This is a genomic window from Flavobacterium sp., from assembly GCF_025352015.1.
GTDB lineage: Bacteria > Bacteroidota > Bacteroidia > Flavobacteriales > Flavobacteriaceae > Flavobacterium.
The window spans coordinates 13,932-30,788 of sequence record NZ_JANXUG010000012.1 but is presented as its reverse complement, the minus strand read 5'-3'; the positions used below and the strand labels follow the sequence as shown (position 1 = coordinate 30,788).

Here is a 16,857-nt window from a genome sequence, read left to right as displayed (position 1 = left end):
TTTTGGTTTTGTTAGGTTTTATTCTTTTATACTTATTCTGCGTTATCTAAAAAGTCTTTAATCTTATCTACATATTTGTCAAAAAAAGACCTTCTAATTCTTTTTTCAGTGGTTTCCTCTTCTTCAACTTCTTCATGCGCCACAACATTTAAAATTACTTCTTTTTCTTCAACAACTTTCTGAAAATCTGGTTGTTTTGGGATAGGATTAACTTCTATCAACTCAATTTTATGGGCGCTTTGTGTGGTGTTTGCAATACTATTCATTACCAATCCAACAGCGGTAGCAAATAACGGACTGGAAATTTCTTCACTTGAATTGCCTGCCAAATGTTCGTTTGGGTAGCCAATTCTAGTGTCCATTCCTGTGATGTATTCTACCAGTTGCTTGATGTGTTTTAATTGAGATCCTCCACCGGTTAAAACAATTCCCGCAATTAATTTTTTGCGAGGATCTTCATGCCCGTAAACTTTGATTTCGGTAAAAACCTGCTCGATGATTTCAACCACTCTTGCATGAATTATTTTAGACAAATTCTTTAACGAAATCTCTTTCGGATCTCTTCCTCTTAATCCTGGAATCGACACAATTTCGTTGTCTTTATTTTCGCCTGGCCAGGCAGACCCAAATTTTGTCTTTAATAATTCGGCTTGCTTTTCAATGATGGAACAACCTTCTTTAATATCATCTGTAATTACATTTCCCCCAAAAGGAACTACCGCAGTGTGACGGATGATTCCGTCTTTGAAAATAGCCAAATCTGTTGTTCCTCCGCCAATATCAATCAACGCAACACCCGCTTCTTTTTCTTCCTGGCTCAACACCGCTTCTGCAGATGCTAACGGCTCTAAAGTCAATCCTGACAAGCCTATTCCTGAACTTTGAATGCATCTTCCCACGTTACGGATAGACGATGCTTGACCAACAACAACGTGAAAACTAGCTTCTAACCTTCCGCCATACATTCCGATAGGTTCTTTGATTTCTGACTGACCATCGATTTTAAATTCCTGTGGCAAAACATGAATAATTTCTTCCCCAGGAAGCATCGCTAATTTATTTACTTGATCAATTAACATTTGAATGTCTTTGCCGCTGATAACCTCTTCTGGGTTGTTTCTAATTACGTAATCGGTATGTTGAATACTGCGAATGTGTTGCCCTGCAATACCAACAACCACATCGTTTATTTTATATCCTGAATTATTTTCGGCTTCGAGAACTGCTTGTTGAATAGACTGAATGGTTTGGGTAATATTATTAACTACACCACGAGCAACACCCAAACTTTTGGATTTTCCCACACCCAAAATTTCTAGCTTGCCATACTCATTCTTCTTGCCAATCATGGCAACAATCTTGGTTGTTCCTATGTCTAATCCTACTGCAATATTCTCTTTTTCCATAATCTTTTATTTAATGCACACTACTTGCTTGGTGAACTTCAAATTAATTCTTTTATACTTATTCAAAGTACTATCTGAAACTGCCTTTTGAAAAAAGGCTTTGTAGTTTTTAAATTTCTTTTCGATGTTGATAGTGCGTCCAAAATCTATTTGAAAATCATAATTTCTGTTCTCCATGATTAAGCTACCGTCAGGCAAAACTTGAAGACCGATGATGTTTTTTTTCAAAAAATCATCTTGAGTAATCATCTTTAAAACTTCAGATAATTTTTCTTTGTTTACTACGTTAATTTCACCCGAAACTAGTGGGACTCTTGCTGTGTAATTCTCTGATAAGGGCATTTTATTTCCCTCGCAATCAATATAAAAAGAACCCGTTTCGTCAAACACTCTTCCCACAGGTGTTTTTTGTTTTACTACTGCTTTTAAAACCCCATCAACGCTAACAAACACATCTGCTTTTTGGATCATTTCTTGTTTGTTGACAGACTTCTCCAATTCCCTCAAATCTAAATCAACTTTATTGATTGTTTTTAGTTCTTTATTTTTTTCTATTAACAATTTATTAACCATTTCGGGCTTTAAAAAAAGCGTGTTTTCGCCCACAAAAACCACTTCTGTTTTCTTTATTTTGCGTCTTTCATTTCGGTAGGAAGTGAACGAGAATAGACCGATTATAACGGCAATCATCATTGCTAATCTAATATTAATCCAAGTGAAATATTTCATAATAAGGCTTGTTTTATGTTTGGAACTAATTCACCAATATCTCCTGCACCAATTGTCACAATTATTTGGGCATTGCTTTTTAAAATTGAAGGGATTAATTCGTCTTTTGAAACCAATTTTTTGTTGGTATTTTCAATTTTTGAAAGCAGCCAGCTTGAGGTGATTCCTTCTATGGGTAATTCTCTTGCGGGATAAATATCTAACAACAAAATTTCGTCGAATTGGGATAAACTTTTGGCAAAATCATCGGCGAAATCTTTGGTTCTACTGAATAAATGAGGTTGAAAAATAGCCAACACTTTTTCGTTCGGATACAATTCACGAACGGCTTGATGCACGGCATTAATTTCGGTTGGATGATGGGCATAATCATCGATGTAAACTAACGCATCTGATTTGATTTGATAGGAAAACCGGCGTTGGATTCCTTTAAATGATGCCAAGGCTTTAGCAATGGAACTGGTCGGGGTGCCATACATTTTAGCCATCGCTAAAGCCATTAAAGCATTCATTAAATTGTGTCTTCCTGGTAAACCCAATTGAAGGTTTTGAATCGTTTCTGACGGCGTTTGAACATCAAAAAAATAGAAGCCATTTTGTATACGAATATTGAAAGCATTGTAGGTTGCTTCTTCATCGATTCCGACGGTTAATCCTTCTAGCGGCAATCTTTTTGGGACAAAAATTTTAGTTTTATCTTCTACTTTATTGGCAAATTCTCGGAACGATTCTTCAATCGCATCGGCATCGCCATAAATATCCAAATGATCCGCATCCATCGAGGTTACACAAGCGATATTGGGATGCAAATGCAAAAACGAACGATCAAATTCATCGGCTTCGACAACGGTAATGGTTTTGCCGTTTCCAATTAAATTGGAATGGTAATTTTCTACAATTCCGCCAATAAAAGCGGTAACATCGGCTCCACTTTCATAAAGTATGTGTCCAAGAATACTTGATGTTGTTGTTTTTCCGTGAGTTCCTGCCACTGCGAAACAAAAGGTGTCTTTGGTAATTATTCCTAATACTTCGGCACGCTTTTTAACTACATAATCTCTTTCTAAAAAGTAATTCCACTCGGAGTGTGTTCTTGGGACGGCTGGCGTGATGATGACCAAGGTGTTTTCGGTGTAATAATTGGTTGGAATTAAACTGATGTTGTCTTCAAAATGAATGTTCATACCTCCCGCAATCAACTCATCTGTGAGCATGGTTGGTGTCTTGTCATAACCCGAAACATTTTTGCCTATGTTTTGGAAATACCTTGCCAAGGCACTCATACCGATGCCTCCGATGCCGATGAAATAGACGTTATGTATTTGATTTAGATTCATTTTATGACTTAATGTCTAATGTCTTCATGTCCAAAAGTCGTTTGACTTTATGACTTTTGACTTTCGATTAATTTAATTATTTCTTCGACAATATCTTTAGTAGCATTTGGCTTTGCCAATTTTTTTATGTTTTCGGATAATGTTGTTTGTAAATTTTGATTTGTTATTAAATCTGAAAAAACGGTTTCAAATTTTTCATCGAGTTCGCTTTCGTTTAAGAGGATTGCTCCGTTTTTATCTACAATGGCGCGGGCATTTTTGGTTTGATGATCTTCTGCAACATTGGGAGAGGGTATAAAAATGGTTGGCTTTCCTATTAAACATAACTCTGAAATGGATGATGCTCCGGCTCGGGAAATCACAAAATCGGCGGCGGCGTAAACTAGATCCATTCGGTCAATAAAAGCAACGACTTGAACGATTTTACGATCTGTAAAATGGTTGTAATCGTGGTAATACAATTTGCCACATTGCCAGATAATTTGAATGTCTTTTGAAATAATATGGTAGATTTCTTTTTCAATTAGTTTGTTAATTCTTCTTGCTCCAAGACTTCCTCCGAGCACCACAAGTGTTTTTTTGGTGGGGTCTAAATTGAAATATTTGATGGCTTCTCGTCGTTTGAGATTGACCTGTAGTAAGTCTTGACGCACTGGATTCCCTGTGAGAACTATTTTGTTTGCGGGAAAAAAGCGTTCTAAATTTTCGTATGCAACACAAATGGTTTTGGCTTTTTTACTTAATAATTTGTTGGTGATACCAGGATAGGAATTTTGCTCTTGAATGAGGGTGGGAATATTAAAACTATTGGCAGCTTGTACTAAAGGTCCGCTGGCAAAACCGCCTGTTCCGATGACTACATCTGGGTTGAATTTTCTGATTATTTTTCTGGAGTTCCATAAACTGTTGGCTAATTTCATGGGGAACAATACATTTTGTAAAGTCAATTTTCGTTGTAAACCGGTGATCCAAAGTCCTTCAATTTGGTATCCTGCTTGAGGTACTTTTTGCATTTCCATTTTGTCTTTGGCACCTACAAAAAGGAATTCGGCATCGGAAAAACGCGTTTTCAATTCGTTGGCAATAGCAATGGCTGGGTAGATATGTCCACCTGTTCCGCCGCCGCTTATTATGAATTTTAGTTTGTGCATTACCTACTTTTTAGAATTGGTTCCAATGGATTTGCTGTATCTATAATCGAGAAATCTTCGGTCTCTGCTGTCTCATCTTCTTGCAGTTGTTTGTCGATTAGCTTTTGCAAAGCGGCTTCTCGTTTTTGTTTTTCGGCTTGTTCTTCGGCAATTTCTTCTTCTTTCTTGGTTACGCTCAAAATTATTCCTAGAGCGATGCATGTCATCCAGATGGAGCTTCCGCCGCTGCTAATTAATGGTAAAGTTTGTCCTGTTACTGGCAGCAATTCGACTGCAACTGCCATGTTTGTCATGGCTTGAAAAATAATTGGGAATCCGAGGCCAACGACGACGAGTTTTCCGAAGAGTGAACTGGCTTTGTGAGCTGCGACGACAAATCGGAAGAGTAACAATAAGTATAATCCTAAAACGGATAACGCGCCAATCATACCGTATTCTTCGACGATTATGGCATAAATAAAATCGGATGAGGATTGAGGCAAAAAGTTTTTTTGGACACTTTTACCAGGACCAAGTCCGTAGATTCCGCCTGATGCAATGGCTATTTTTGCTTTTTCGATTTGGTAATCATCTTCGTCAACTTTGTTGCTGGTGAAATTATCGATACGATTAATCCATGTATCAACACGATTGGGGAAAGCATTTGGGTAGGCTTTGGCAACCAGAATAAAAAAGGTTAAACCGATGATTCCTGCTCCTACTATGATACCAATGTATTTTAAAGGATATTTCCCAATGAATACGAGCATCATGACCATCGCAAAGATTAAAGCAGCGGTGGATAAATTGGCAGGAAGAATAAAAATTATAGTGATAAAAACGGGTGTCCATAATTCCCAAAGCGAGTTTTGAAAGGTGATGGGCGTTTCTCTTTTTTTGGATAAATATCGGGCAACAAAAACATAAAGCACAATAGATGCCAGTGTAGAGGTTTGAAATGTGATTCCGATAAACGGAATTTGTATCCATCGGCTGGCATTGGCACCTTCGATTACGGTTCCTTTTAACAAGGTATAAATAAGTAAAATCCAAACGACAGGCAATAAGATTTTGGATATAGTTTTGAAGTAATGGTAGGGAACTTTGTGCACTTTATACAAAATGAAAAATCCAACCAGTACTTGCGCTGCGTGTTTAAGCAAATAAGTAAAGGCATTGCCAGAGCCATGACGCATGTATGCCAAATTGCTGCTGGCACTAAAAACAGGCATGAACGAAAACAACGCCAACAAGGCCACGAATGCCCAGATGACTTTATCTCCTTTTAAGCTGTTTATTATTTCTTTCATTTTTCTGATGCTTTGGGCTTTAAGCTTTTGTTTTTTGCCTACAGCTTATTGCTTACGGCTTATTGCTTTTTATAAATTCTGAACGGCAACCTTAAATTGTTTTCCTCTGTCTTCATAATTTTGAAATAAATCAAAACTTGCACATGCTGGCGATAGCAGCACGACATCTCCTTTTTCGGCTATATGTTTTGCAGTTATTACGGCATCACGCATGTTGTCTACTTCGACCATCATATCGACCACATTTCCAAAAGCATCAACAATTTTTTTATTGTCAACACCCAGGCAGATGATTGCTTTTACTTTTTCGCGCACTAAAGACATCAAATCGTTGTAATCGTTTCCTTTATCGACACCGCCTACTATCCAAACGGTTGGAACCGTCATACTATCGAGCGCAAAGAATGTGGCATTGACATTGGTTGCTTTACTGTCGTTGATGTATTGCACATTTTGAATTTTGAGTACTTTTTCTAAACGATGTTCTACGCCTTGAAAATTAGAGAGACTTTCGCGGATAGTTTCCTTTCTGATTTTCAACAATTGCGCTACGGAAGTTGCTGCCATAGCGTTTTTCATGTTGTGTTTTCCTTCTAGTGAAACTTCTCCAGTTTTCATTTCAAATTCTTCGTGGTTGATGTTAACTTCCATAGTGTCATTTTTTATAAAGGCTCCGTTTTCAAAAGATTTTGTTAGTGAAAAAGGAATTAATTGGGCTTTTGTTTTGTTTTGTTTGAACCATGCTGAAATTGTTTCGTCATCGGCGTCATAGATGAGATAATCGCTCTCGGTTTGGTTCATTGTTATTCTGAATTTTGATGCTATATAGTTTTCATATTTATATTCATATCGGTCTAAATGATCTGGGCTTATATTTGTTATTATCGCAATATCTGGTCTGTACTTTATGCTTCCGTCTAACTGAAAACTGCTCAATTCCAACACATAGTAATCGTAATTTTCTTCGGCTACTTGCCAGGCGAAACTTTTACCAATATTGCCTCCCAATCCTACATTTAATCCACCTTCTTTTAACAAATGATACGTCAACATTGTCGTTGTTGTTTTCCCGTTGCTTCCTGTGATTCCAATGGTTTTTGCATTGGTAAACTGTATGGCAAACTCCATTTCAGAAATCACCGTAATCCCCTTTTCCAAAAGCATTTTTACAATTGGTGTTTTTTCAGGAATTCCTGGACTTTTCATTACTACATCCGCATTCAAAATCAAGTTTTCGGTATGAGTTTGGTCTTCCCATTTAATATCATACTGTTTAAGAACTTCTTTGTAATTGTCTTTTATCTCCCCATAATCGGACACAAAAACATCATATCCTTGTTGCTTTCCCAAAATGGCCGTTCCTACTCCACTTTCTCCACCTCCTAATATTACCAATCGTTGCATTATCTCAATTTTAAGGTCACAATAGAAACTATGGCTAACAGAATTGCTACAATCCAAAAGCGCGTTACAATTTTGCTTTCATGATAGCCTTTCTTTTGATAATGATGGTGCAATGGCGACATGAGAAAAATTCTTTTGCCTTCACCAAAACGATTTTTGGTGTATTTGAAATAAGAAACCTGCATTATTACAGATAAATTTTCGGCAAAAAAGATGGCGCACAGTACGGGTAACAACATTTCTTTTCTGACCGAAATTGCTAAAACTGCTATAATTCCGCCAATGGTTAAACTTCCTGTATCGCCCATAAATACGGTTGCTGGATAGGAATTGTACCAAAGAAAACCTATTAATGCTCCCACGAACGCCGCAATAAAGACTGTCATTTCACCCGAATTTGGGATGTACATAATGTTTAGATAGCTAGAAAAGATAACGTTACCGGAAACGAAAGTAAAAATCCCAAGTGCAAGTACTGAAATTGCCGAAGTTCCCGCTGCTAATCCGTCGATACCGTCGGTTAAATTGGCTCCATTGGAAACTGCCGTTATGATGAAAATCACAATAGGAATAAAGACTAGCCATGCCCAATTTTCATAACCATCGCCTGTCCATTCGATTATTTTGGCATAATCCAATTCGTTATTTTTGGTAAACGGAATGGTTGTCAAGGTAGATTTAGTTTCGAGCGGTGTTTGGGTAGCTACATTTTGAGATTGATTAAAAGAAATGGGCGTTGCCGAACGCTCTCTAATGGTAACACTTGGATTAAAATACAAAACCGAACCAACGATTAATCCTAATCCTACTTGACCAAATACTTTGAAAATTCCTTTTAATCCTTGTTTGTCTTTTTTGAAGATTTTGATGTAGTCGTCAATAAAACCAATGGTTCCCATCCAAAGGGTGGTTACTATCAAAAGAATAATGTAGATATTATTTAGTTTGGTTAACAAAACCACTGGAATTAAAGTGGCGATAATAATGATTAAACCACCCATAGTTGGGGTTCCCGATTTTTGAGTTTGCCCATCCAATCCTAGTTCTCTGACGGTTTCTCCAACTTGCTGGGCTTTTAGGAAATTAATGATTTTTTTTCCATATATGGTTGATATCATTAATGAAAGTATCAAAGCCAACGCAGAACGGAAAGTAATATACTGGAAAACTCCTGCTCCAGGAAAATCCATTGTTTTGTCGAGGTATTCAAATAAATAATATAACATATTTGGTTATTTGTTCAATTGTTCTAATAATTCTTTCACTATTTGCATATCATCAAAATCATGGCGAATACCTTTTATCTCTTGATAGTTTTCGTGTCCTTTTCCGGCAATAAGTATAATATCATTTGCACTTGCCAATTGACACGCAGTTTTAATAGCTTGCTTTCTATCAACGATAGCTAATGTTTTTCTTTGGTATTGTGGTTCAACACCAGCTTCCATATCGGCAATAATATCTATTGGGTCCTCGGTTCTTGGATTATCCGATGTAATGATTACCTTGTTACTCATGGTGGAAGCAATGTTTGCCATGATGGGTCTTTTAGTTTTATCCCTATCGCCACCACAACCTACAACGGTTATCAATTGTTCGTTATTCGTTCGAATATCATTTATGGTTTTCAGAACATTCTCTAAAGCATCAGGCGTGTGGGCATAATCAACTATTGCCGTTATTTTGCTATCTGAAACAATAAACTGAAATCGGCCAGAAACACTTTCTAATTCTGATAATAATCGCAATGTTTCTAATTTGTCTAAACCTAGTTCTATTGCCGTTCCGTAAATAGCCAATAAATTATAGGCATTGAAAGTGCCAATCAATCGAACCCAAACTTCGCTTTCGTTGACTTTTAATAACAATCCTGATAATTGATTTTCTAAAATTTGTGCTTTATAATCAGCGTATGATTTCAAAGCGTACGTTAGTTTTCGGGCAACGGTATTTTGTATCATCACCAACCCATTTTTATCGTCAATATTGGTTAAAACAAACGCCGACTTTGACAAATGGTCAAAAAATGATTTTTTTACATCCCGATATTCCGCAAATGTTGCATGATAATCTAAATGATCATGAGATAAATTGGTGAAAACGCCGCCTTCAAAATGCAACGCTTCCGTTCGCTTTTGATGAATGCCGTGTGAACTCACTTCCATAAAGCAATATTCTACACCTTCTTCGTTCATTTTTGCCAAATAATAATTGATAGTTAGCGAATCTGGTGTGGTGTGTGTGGCTTTAAATTCGGTATGATCAACCATGATTTTTACAGTTGATAACAAGCCAACTTTATAGCCTGCCTTTTGGAATAATTGATACAATAAAGAGGCAATAGTTGTTTTACCATTGGTGCCTGTGATGCCTATTAATTTTAAATTATGTGATGGATTTCCATAAAAATTGGCTGCCAAAAAAGCCAAAGCAGTATTGGTATCTTTCACTTGAATATAAGTAACACCCGTAACAATAACAGCCGGCAAAGTATCACATACAATCACAGTTGCGCCAAGATTTATAGCTTTTTCAATAAAATCATGACCATTGGAAACCGTGCCGCGAATGGCTACAAAAACATCATTCTCTTGAATTTTTCGCGAATCGAACTCAATTTTATTGATGCTCATTTCCGTCGAACCTTTTACGGCTTCGATAGCGACTTTGTATAATATGTCTTTTAAAATAATCACGATAATTCGAGTATGATTGTTTTGTTTTTATCTAAAGATTCCCCAGCCGGAATAGATTGTTTTTTTACTTTTCCTGCACCGATTACTTTTACTTTCATTTTTAAATTTTCTAAAAGCGCTACGGCATCCATTCCGCTCATTCCTTTCAAATTGGGAATCACTTTTATTTCTGAACTTGATTTGATATTATAATCATCGTAAGCCAATTCCTGTTTGTTTATTTTGTTATTGATGTTTTTAACCACATTTGTAGAAGGAGAATCGGTAAAAATCTTTTGTGCTATTCGTTTGAAAACGGGTCCAGCAACATCGGCACCATAATAATTATTGCCCGACGTGTTAGGTTTATGAACTACCACAATACAAGAATATTTGGGATTTTCGGCCGGAAAAAATCCAACGAAAGACGAAATATAATGCTTTTCTGAACCTCCATTTTTAGCATAATTGGCTTGTGCTGTCCCTGTTTTTCCGGCCATTGAGAAATCTTTGGAATACAACTTTGCTCCAGTTCCTTTCTTAACCACATTCTGCATCACAGCTTTAATCTTCTTAATGGTTTCTTCAGAACAAATTTTTGGATTGATGACTTGCTTGTCATATTTTTTGATTGTTTGATTCCATTCTTTTATTTCGGAAACAAATTGTGGTTTTACCATTTCACCATTATTAGCAATGGCGTTATACAAGGTTAATGTTTGCAATGGCGTTACTGCAACACCATATCCAAAAGCCATCCAAGGCAAGGCTATAGGGTTCCAACTTTTTTCTCCTGGTTGTGGAATCGTTGGAATTCCTTCCCCTTGAAATGGCAATCCTAATGGCTTGTTTAATCCCATTTTGTCAATTCGGTCTACAAATTGCTGCGGATTATTTTTGTAATTTTCATAAACCGCCTGAACCATAACGGTATTTGAAGAAACTTCAAAACCTCGTGCCAATGAAATTTTTCCGTAGCCGCCATCGTGGGAATCTCGAACTTTATCTTTTCCGTAGGTAATTATTCCGCCATGAGTGTCATAGACTTTACTAGTATCAATTTTATGATCGTCAAGCAAAGCAATCATATCTACCAGTTTAAACGTTGAACCTGGTTCGTGCGCTTCAGCAATGGCGTAATTTGTGGTTTCAAAATAGGTGGAATCGGTTTCTTTTAGCTTTCCTAAATTGGATATAGCTTTTATTTTTCCTGTTTTAGTTTCCATTACTACCACGCAACCATGCTCTGCTTTAAATTCGGTTAACGCTTTCAATAATGCATGATGAGCAATATCCTGAATGTAAACATCAATGGTAGAAATGACATCGTAACCATCTTTTGGGTCTATTTCATTACTATCACGAATAGGTTTCCATTGTCCTTTGGCAATTTTTTGTTTTAAAACCTTGCCGTCTTTACCGTTCAAATATTCTCTAAAAGACCATTCAATTCCTTTGCCAACTCGGATTCCGCTTTCGTCAATTCTATCATATCCAATGGTTCGTTCTGCAATTTTCCCAATGGGATGTTCTCTAACGGTTTCTTGCTCGGTTATGATACCGCCTTTATTTGCTCCCAAATTGAATAAAGGAAAACTTTTAATTTTTACATATTGTGAGTAACTCAAGTCTTGTGCGATTAATAAATATCTATTTTTATTTACTCTAGCTTTTTTCAATTCTACCAGAAAAAAAGTACTCGGTTTACACATCATTTTTCCTAAAGAATCTGCCAAAGAATATACATTTTTTTTAAACACTTCGGATTTTGGCACCACTGCATCAAATCTGATATTGTAATTAGGAATTGAAGTGGCAAGCAAACTACCATCTGCTGAATAAATATTTCCTTTGTTGGCGGGAATAATAAAACTTTTTACCGTCTCTTTTTTTGCTAATTCCCGAAGATTTGGTCCTTCCACCCATTGAATTTTGGAAAGTTTGAAAGTAATTGCAACTGCCAACAAAAAAATGCTGAAAGCAACTAAATAAATTCTATAAGAGATATGTTTATCTACTACTGCCATAACTTTTGAAAGAATCCTTTTTCTGTAGGTTTTTTAACTTTTATTTTTTTTGGTGGAACTGATGATGGAAAAATATTTCTTGTTTCCATTTTTTCTGAAACAGTCGATTCCATTTTTAATTTCATTAGCTCTGAACGTTTATCTACAAATTCCGAACGCAATTCCTTTACTTGGTTTGTTAGTTCAGCAATTCTGTATATTTTTTCATCATATTTATGCTCATTGGCAATCATTACAATAGCTAAAAAGATTAAAAAAACTATGAAACGCCAATTTCTGGTGGCGTCTTCATTGACTAAAAATCGAGCTTTTAATATGCCGTAAACTCCTTTTTTCATTTTCAAGCTGTGCGCTTTAAGCAATAGGCTTTGGGCTTTTTATCGATTACTACTTTTTTTCTGCTACTCTCAATTTGGCACTTCTTGCCCTGTTGTTTTGCTTTATTTCTTCTTCTGTTGGTACAATTAATTTTTCTACACTTACAAACGGTACTGAAAAATTGCCATAAAAATCGCGTTCTGGCTCTCTGTCAAACAAACCATTTTTTAAAAATCGTTTTACCAGCCTGTCTTCCAATGAGTGATATGAAATCACGCTTAATCTTCCTTCCGGTTTTAATATTTCGAGTGATTGTTCAAGAAATTCTTTTAAAACATCTATTTCTTGATTCACTTCAATTCGTATGGCTTGATATATTTGAGCCAAGATTTTATTTTTAAAATGTTCTGGCAGAAACCTTGATAAAACCGTTTTCAATTCTTCAGTAGTACTGATAGCTTTGTTTTCTCTTGCCTCGATAATTGATTTGGCTAAAGCTGGAGCTATTTTTAATTCGCCGAAATCCAAAAAGACTCTTTTTAAATTGATTTCATCATATTCATTGACCACTTTGAACGCATTTAATTCGTTTTTTTTACTCATTCTCATGTCTAATTCTGCATCAAATCGAGTAGAAAAACCTCTTTCTGGAACATCAAACTGGTGGGAAGAAACGCCTAAATCGGCTAAAATTCCATCCACGCTTTTCACACCGTGGAATCTCAAAAACCGTTTGATATATCTAAAATTTTCAGGTATCAGCGTAAATCTTTCATCTAACAAACTATTGGCAAAAGCATCCTCATCTTGATCGAAACCGAAAAGTTTGCCCGCTGGACCTAATCGATTTAAAATTTCTTGCGAATGTCCACCACCGCCGAAAGTTACATCCACATAAATTCCGTCAGGTTTGATATTTAATCCGTCAACCGTTTCTTTTAATAAAACTGGGTTATGATACTCCATCTCTGTCATCATTTACATTTCCCATCACATCTTCGGCCAAATCTGCAAAATCGATATCATCACCAGCAATCGATTTTTCATACAACTCTTTATCCCAAATTTCGACGATGTTTACAGCAGAGGATAAGACAATATCTTTTGAAATTTTACTAAACGCCACTAAATCTTTTGGAATCAGCAACCTCCCTAAATGATCTACTTCAACCACTTTTACTCCAGCAGTAAATCGACGGATGAAATCGTTATTTTTCTTAACAAAACGGTTTAATTTGTTGATTTTTTCCATCATCAAATTCCATTCAGTCATTGGATATAATTCGAGACAGGGTTGAAAAACAGAACGCTTAAAGACAAATCCATCTTGCAGAGAATTAGCAAGTTGCTTCTTTAACGCCGAAGGAATCATCAATCTTCCTTTGGTGTCAACTTTACATTCGTATGTTCCGATTATGGTGTTCAAGGTTTTTGTTTTATCAATAGCAAAAATATAAAAATAATTACCACAATTTACCACATCTTACCACTTTGTTAATAAGTTTTACCACATTTATGCATTTTATTTTAAAATATTGCAGAAATCTATACGTCTGAATTTTAACAAATCGTTAAGAAAAGTCTAACTAGCAAGAAAACTGCTTTATAACCATTAGTTTTTGAAAACGTTAATTTGAAAAAAATTAAAGTAGTTATCAATTATTATAGTTTGTGGGTGTAGATAAGGTTGATTTAATTCAAGGTTTTAGTAGTAAATAATCCTTGTATAAAAGGGTTTTAATCATTAAAATCATATATTTGTTGCCGAGGTAAAAGTCAAAATATATGGAGGGAAAATTTAAAAAAGAAGGCAGATATTCTTATTTTGAAGCTGGTGAAGGAACGCCAATAGTGGTTTTGCATGGTTTAATGGGTGGTTTGAGTAACTTTAAAGAAGTTGCAGACTATTTTTCCTCCAAAGGCTACAAAGTTGTTATACCCGAACTTCCGCTGTATTCGCAAAACATTCTTAAAACTAATGTCAAAGCTTTTGCAAAATATGTAAAAGATTTTATAAATTTTAAAGGTTTTGATAGGGTAATCCTTTTGGGAAATTCTCTTGGAGGACATATTGCCTTATATCATGCCAAAGCCTATCCAGAGAAAGTAGCTGGACTTGTAATTACAGGAAGTTCAGGACTATACGAAAGTGCGATGGGTGATAGCTATCCTAAACGTGGCGATTATGAATATATCAAGAAAAAAGCCGAAGCTGTTTTTTATGATTCAAATATTGCTTCAAAAGAAATAGTTGACGAAGTTTTTTCAGTGGTAAACGACAGAATTAAAGTGATTAAAACATTAACCATTGCTAAAAGTGCTATTCGTCATAATATGGCTAAAGATTTACCAAAAATGCATATAAAAACATGTATTATTTGGGGTAAAAATGATCAAGTTACACCCCCGGAAGTTGCTGAAGAATTTCATAAACTGATGCCCAACTCTTCTTTATACTGGATTGACAAATGTGGTCATGCTGCGATGATGGAACATCCAGATGAATTTAACAGTATTCTCAATGCATGGTTAAAAGAAGTCCATTTATAAAACAGAAGTCCTTAATTTGGGCTTTTTTATTTTTAAAAAATGAAAATTACTATCGCCGAATTTATAATCAGCAATTCTGATGTAAGCAAATGTCCTCTAGAACGTTTACCAGAATATGCTTTTATAGGTCGTTCCAATGTTGGGAAATCATCATTGATTAACATGTTGGCCAATCATAAAAACCTGGCAAAAACATCTGGAAAACCGGGAAAAACGCAACTTATTAATCATTTTAAAATCAATTCTAACTGGTTTCTGGTCGATTTACCTGGCTATGGCTATGCGCGTGTTTCCAAAAAAACCAAAGAAGTTTTTCAGCAATTTATTACTGATTATTTTGAGAAAAGAGAGCAATTAGTTTGTGCTTTTGTGTTAATTGACATACGATTAGAGGCTCAAAAAATCGACTTGGAATTCATTAATTATCTTGGCGAAATAGAAGTTCCGTTTTGTATAATTTTCACTAAAGCTGATAAAATTAGTAAGACTAAAATAGATTCGCATCTTGCCGCCTATCGGAAAGCACTTTTTGCAAACAACTGGGAAGAAATACCTCAATATTTTGTAACATCAGCAACAGAAACTACTGGTAAAGATATTGTTTTGGATTTTATTGATGGTGTGAATGAAGAGGTTTTTAAAGATTTAAATAAGTTTTGAAAGCTACTTTTTCAAATCCAGTTTTTCGGCAAAATAATCACAAAAATCTTTCATAGTTTCTGCCATTTTGTCGTCTTGGGTAGCACGTTGAAACGTGTCAGCCATTGCCACAAGGGTTTGATGGAAAAATAATTTCATTTCGTCAACAGGCATGTCTTTTGTCCATAATTCTATTCGCAACGTTTCTTTGAGTTTGCTATCCCAAATAGAAAGCATCATCGCTTTAGCATCTTGAAGTTCTACACCTCCGTCTTGAGCTGACCAAGTCAACTTTTCGGGAACACGATTTTCGTCTAATTCAACAAGAAATTTAATTTCAGAAGTAATGGTTTTACTCATTCTTTTTGAGGTTTGTATTTTGATTTTTCAAATAGTACTTTCGGGCTTATTTTGAGCATGTCTTGCAAACTAACATCGTTGTTTTGCATAAAGGAACGCACAATTTGCCAACCAATCCATTGGCCAACTCTTCCGGGAGATTCGTTGTCAATTTCTAAATAAAATTTGGAAAACGGAGCCAAGTTTATAAATCGATTGGGCAATTTCGAATCTGTGCTGTACAATAATTCCTTTTCGATAAAATAACGCCAAATATAACTTTCATTTTCTTGACACCATTTAATTTGTTCAGGCAAATATCCAATTTTTTCAGCGTCATTATAAACAGGCAATAATTCATCTTTTAAATACAATTGTTTACCATAATAAATCATGTCAGCCAGTAAAGTCTTCTCTCTTGAGGATGGGATTTTCCCCAAAGAAAAACTTGTTACGATATCGGGCATCATTTGTCTTTCTTCAAAATTTTGTTCCAAATATTTTGGAAATTCATAGAATTTATGTTGTGCTCCGAGATACAACTCCAAGGAAATGATCAGTTTATCGTTGGCATAAATGGTTTTACTGTTATAATCCATTTCAGCGATTATGGTGTAAACTTTTGGTGTAACAGTTTTAGGAAAATAATATTTTATGTGTTTCAACAAATCTTCAATTTCTAAAGTTTGCTTACCAAAATTCGTATATTTTTTTTCAACTGCTTTATATAATTCTTTCCATTGTGGATTTTGCATTTTGTCTAACCAAACTTTATCTGGGGTTTCTTTTGGAAAAAAAAAGGGATATTGTGCTTTCAACTTGGACAACTCATTTGGAGGTGTTTCAAAAAATGCTTTATCAAAACGATACACTTTAAGTTTCAATGGAATTTTCTCAACTGCCTTTTCAACTTTTGATTTTTTATCACATGAAATGAAAACGAAAATAACTAAAAAACAAACGAAATATTTTTTCATTAAAAGCAAAATTTAT

General features: G+C 35.4%; 16 protein-coding genes. 2 read left to right on the top strand and 14 right to left on the bottom strand.

The features are described from left to right. Nucleotides 1–32 precede the first annotated feature (32 nt). From ftsA to mraZ, 12 genes are all read right to left on the bottom strand, one after another. Nucleotides 33–1,406, bottom strand: a complete 1,374-nt coding sequence (gene ftsA / locus Q0Q96_RS01470; RefSeq protein WP_293870810.1) for a cell division protein FtsA — start codon at nt 1,404–1,406, stop codon at nt 33–35. A gap of 6 nt (nt 1,407–1,412) precedes the next feature. After that, a complete protein-coding gene (locus Q0Q96_RS01465; RefSeq protein ID WP_293870807.1) occupies nt 1,413–2,135 on the bottom strand; it encodes a cell division protein FtsQ in 723 nt (240 codons plus the stop codon). Next, nucleotides 2,132–3,472 carry a UDP-N-acetylmuramate--L-alanine ligase gene (gene murC / locus Q0Q96_RS01460; protein ID WP_293870804.1) on the bottom strand — a complete coding sequence of 447 codons (1,341 nt, stop codon included), beginning with the start codon at nt 3,470–3,472 and terminating at the stop codon, nt 2,132–2,134. Before murC ends, Q0Q96_RS01465 begins: the two co-directional genes overlap by 4 nt. A gap of 47 nt (nt 3,473–3,519) precedes the next feature. Beyond that, nucleotides 3,520–4,623, bottom strand: a complete 1,104-nt coding sequence (gene murG / locus Q0Q96_RS01455) for an undecaprenyldiphospho-muramoylpentapeptide beta-N-acetylglucosaminyltransferase (RefSeq protein WP_293870801.1) — start codon at nt 4,621–4,623, stop codon at nt 3,520–3,522. Continuing rightward, nucleotides 4,623–5,912: an FtsW/RodA/SpoVE family cell cycle protein gene (locus Q0Q96_RS01450; protein ID WP_293870798.1), complete on the bottom strand. Its 1,290-nt coding sequence runs from the start codon at nt 5,910–5,912 to the stop codon at nt 4,623–4,625. The genes murG and Q0Q96_RS01450 overlap by 1 nt, the downstream gene beginning before the upstream one ends. 69 nt (nt 5,913–5,981) lie before the next feature. Next, complete coding sequence (gene murD / locus Q0Q96_RS01445) at nt 5,982–7,316, bottom strand: UDP-N-acetylmuramoyl-L-alanine--D-glutamate ligase (RefSeq protein WP_293870796.1); 1,335 nt, start codon at nt 7,314–7,316, stop codon at nt 5,982–5,984. Then, nucleotides 7,316–8,542 carry a phospho-N-acetylmuramoyl-pentapeptide-transferase gene (gene mraY / locus Q0Q96_RS01440; protein ID WP_293870793.1) on the bottom strand — a complete coding sequence of 409 codons (1,227 nt, stop codon included), beginning with the start codon at nt 8,540–8,542 and terminating at the stop codon, nt 7,316–7,318. Before mraY ends, murD begins: the two co-directional genes overlap by 1 nt. Before the next feature lie 6 nt (nt 8,543–8,548). Further along, nucleotides 8,549–10,012, bottom strand: coding sequence for a UDP-N-acetylmuramoyl-L-alanyl-D-glutamate--2,6-diaminopimelate ligase (locus Q0Q96_RS01435; protein ID WP_293870791.1), 1,464 nt, complete (start codon nt 10,010–10,012; stop codon nt 8,549–8,551). After that, the gene (locus tag Q0Q96_RS01430) at nt 10,009–12,018 is read right to left on the bottom strand and encodes a penicillin-binding protein (protein WP_293870790.1); all 2,010 of its coding nucleotides are present in this window, start codon (nt 12,016–12,018) and stop codon (nt 10,009–10,011) included. The genes Q0Q96_RS01435 and Q0Q96_RS01430 overlap by 4 nt, the downstream gene beginning before the upstream one ends. Then, nucleotides 12,009–12,356 carry an FtsL-like putative cell division protein gene (locus Q0Q96_RS01425; protein ID WP_293870789.1) on the bottom strand — a complete coding sequence of 116 codons (348 nt, stop codon included), beginning with the start codon at nt 12,354–12,356 and terminating at the stop codon, nt 12,009–12,011. The genes Q0Q96_RS01430 and Q0Q96_RS01425 overlap by 10 nt, the downstream gene beginning before the upstream one ends. Nucleotides 12,357–12,405: 49 nt before the next feature. Continuing rightward, nucleotides 12,406–13,314 carry a 16S rRNA (cytosine(1402)-N(4))-methyltransferase RsmH gene (gene rsmH / locus Q0Q96_RS01420; RefSeq protein ID WP_293870787.1) on the bottom strand — a complete coding sequence of 303 codons (909 nt, stop codon included), beginning with the start codon at nt 13,312–13,314 and terminating at the stop codon, nt 12,406–12,408. After that, entirely contained in the window at nt 13,289–13,762 is a 474-nt protein-coding gene (gene mraZ, locus Q0Q96_RS01415; RefSeq protein WP_293870784.1) for a division/cell wall cluster transcriptional repressor MraZ, read from the bottom strand. The genes rsmH and mraZ overlap by 26 nt, the downstream gene beginning before the upstream one ends. A 359-nt stretch (nt 13,763–14,121) precedes the next feature. Between mraZ and Q0Q96_RS01410 the strand changes: the two genes are divergently transcribed. Further along, nucleotides 14,122–14,886 carry an alpha/beta hydrolase gene (locus tag Q0Q96_RS01410; protein WP_293870781.1) on the top strand — a complete coding sequence of 255 codons (765 nt, stop codon included), beginning with the start codon at nt 14,122–14,124 and terminating at the stop codon, nt 14,884–14,886. A gap of 39 nt (nt 14,887–14,925) precedes the next feature. Next, nucleotides 14,926–15,546 carry a ribosome biogenesis GTP-binding protein YihA/YsxC gene (yihA, locus tag Q0Q96_RS01405; RefSeq protein WP_293870778.1) on the top strand — a complete coding sequence of 207 codons (621 nt, stop codon included), beginning with the start codon at nt 14,926–14,928 and terminating at the stop codon, nt 15,544–15,546. A 3-nt stretch (nt 15,547–15,549) separates the two neighbouring features. Here yihA and gldC read toward each other — a convergent pair whose 3' ends face one another. Both gldC and gldB read right to left on the bottom strand, forming a co-directional pair. Continuing rightward, entirely contained in the window at nt 15,550–15,885 is a 336-nt protein-coding gene (gene gldC / locus Q0Q96_RS01400; RefSeq protein ID WP_293870775.1) for a gliding motility protein GldC, read from the bottom strand. Continuing rightward, nucleotides 15,882–16,841, bottom strand: coding sequence for a gliding motility lipoprotein GldB (gene gldB / locus Q0Q96_RS01395; protein WP_293870773.1), 960 nt, complete (start codon nt 16,839–16,841; stop codon nt 15,882–15,884). The genes gldC and gldB overlap by 4 nt, the downstream gene beginning before the upstream one ends. Nucleotides 16,842–16,857: the final 16 nt, after the last annotated feature.

What these genes read in the sequence shown, in the direction of transcription:
- mraY (WP_293870793.1), bottom strand. Translation starts at nt 8,542, where the DNA reads ATGTTATATTATTTATTTGAATACCTCGACAAAACAATGGATTTTCCT.
- Q0Q96_RS01430 (WP_293870790.1), bottom strand. Translation starts at nt 12,018, where the DNA reads ATGGCAGTAGTAGATAAACATATCTCTTATAGAATTTATTTAGTTGCT.
- murD (WP_293870796.1), bottom strand. Translation starts at nt 7,316, where the DNA reads ATGCAACGATTGGTAATATTAGGAGGTGGAGAAAGTGGAGTAGGAACG.
- rsmH (WP_293870787.1), bottom strand. Translation starts at nt 13,314, where the DNA reads ATGATGACAGAGATGGAGTATCATAACCCAGTTTTATTAAAAGAAACG.
- yihA (WP_293870778.1), top strand. Translation starts at nt 14,926, where the DNA reads ATGAAAATTACTATCGCCGAATTTATAATCAGCAATTCTGATGTAAGC.
- Q0Q96_RS01450 (WP_293870798.1), bottom strand. Translation starts at nt 5,912, where the DNA reads ATGAAAGAAATAATAAACAGCTTAAAAGGAGATAAAGTCATCTGGGCA.
- ftsA (WP_293870810.1), bottom strand. Translation starts at nt 1,406, where the DNA reads ATGGAAAAAGAGAATATTGCAGTAGGATTAGACATAGGAACAACCAAG.
- Q0Q96_RS01465 (WP_293870807.1), bottom strand. Translation starts at nt 2,135, where the DNA reads ATGAAATATTTCACTTGGATTAATATTAGATTAGCAATGATGATTGCC.
- gldB (WP_293870773.1), bottom strand. Translation starts at nt 16,841, where the DNA reads ATGAAAAAATATTTCGTTTGTTTTTTAGTTATTTTCGTTTTCATTTCA.
- Q0Q96_RS01410 (WP_293870781.1), top strand. Translation starts at nt 14,122, where the DNA reads ATGGAGGGAAAATTTAAAAAAGAAGGCAGATATTCTTATTTTGAAGCT.
- murG (WP_293870801.1), bottom strand. Translation starts at nt 4,623, where the DNA reads ATGCACAAACTAAAATTCATAATAAGCGGCGGCGGAACAGGTGGACAT.
- gldC (WP_293870775.1), bottom strand. Translation starts at nt 15,885, where the DNA reads ATGAGTAAAACCATTACTTCTGAAATTAAATTTCTTGTTGAATTAGAC.
- murC (WP_293870804.1), bottom strand. Translation starts at nt 3,472, where the DNA reads ATGAATCTAAATCAAATACATAACGTCTATTTCATCGGCATCGGAGGC.
- Q0Q96_RS01425 (WP_293870789.1), bottom strand. Translation starts at nt 12,356, where the DNA reads ATGAAAAAAGGAGTTTACGGCATATTAAAAGCTCGATTTTTAGTCAAT.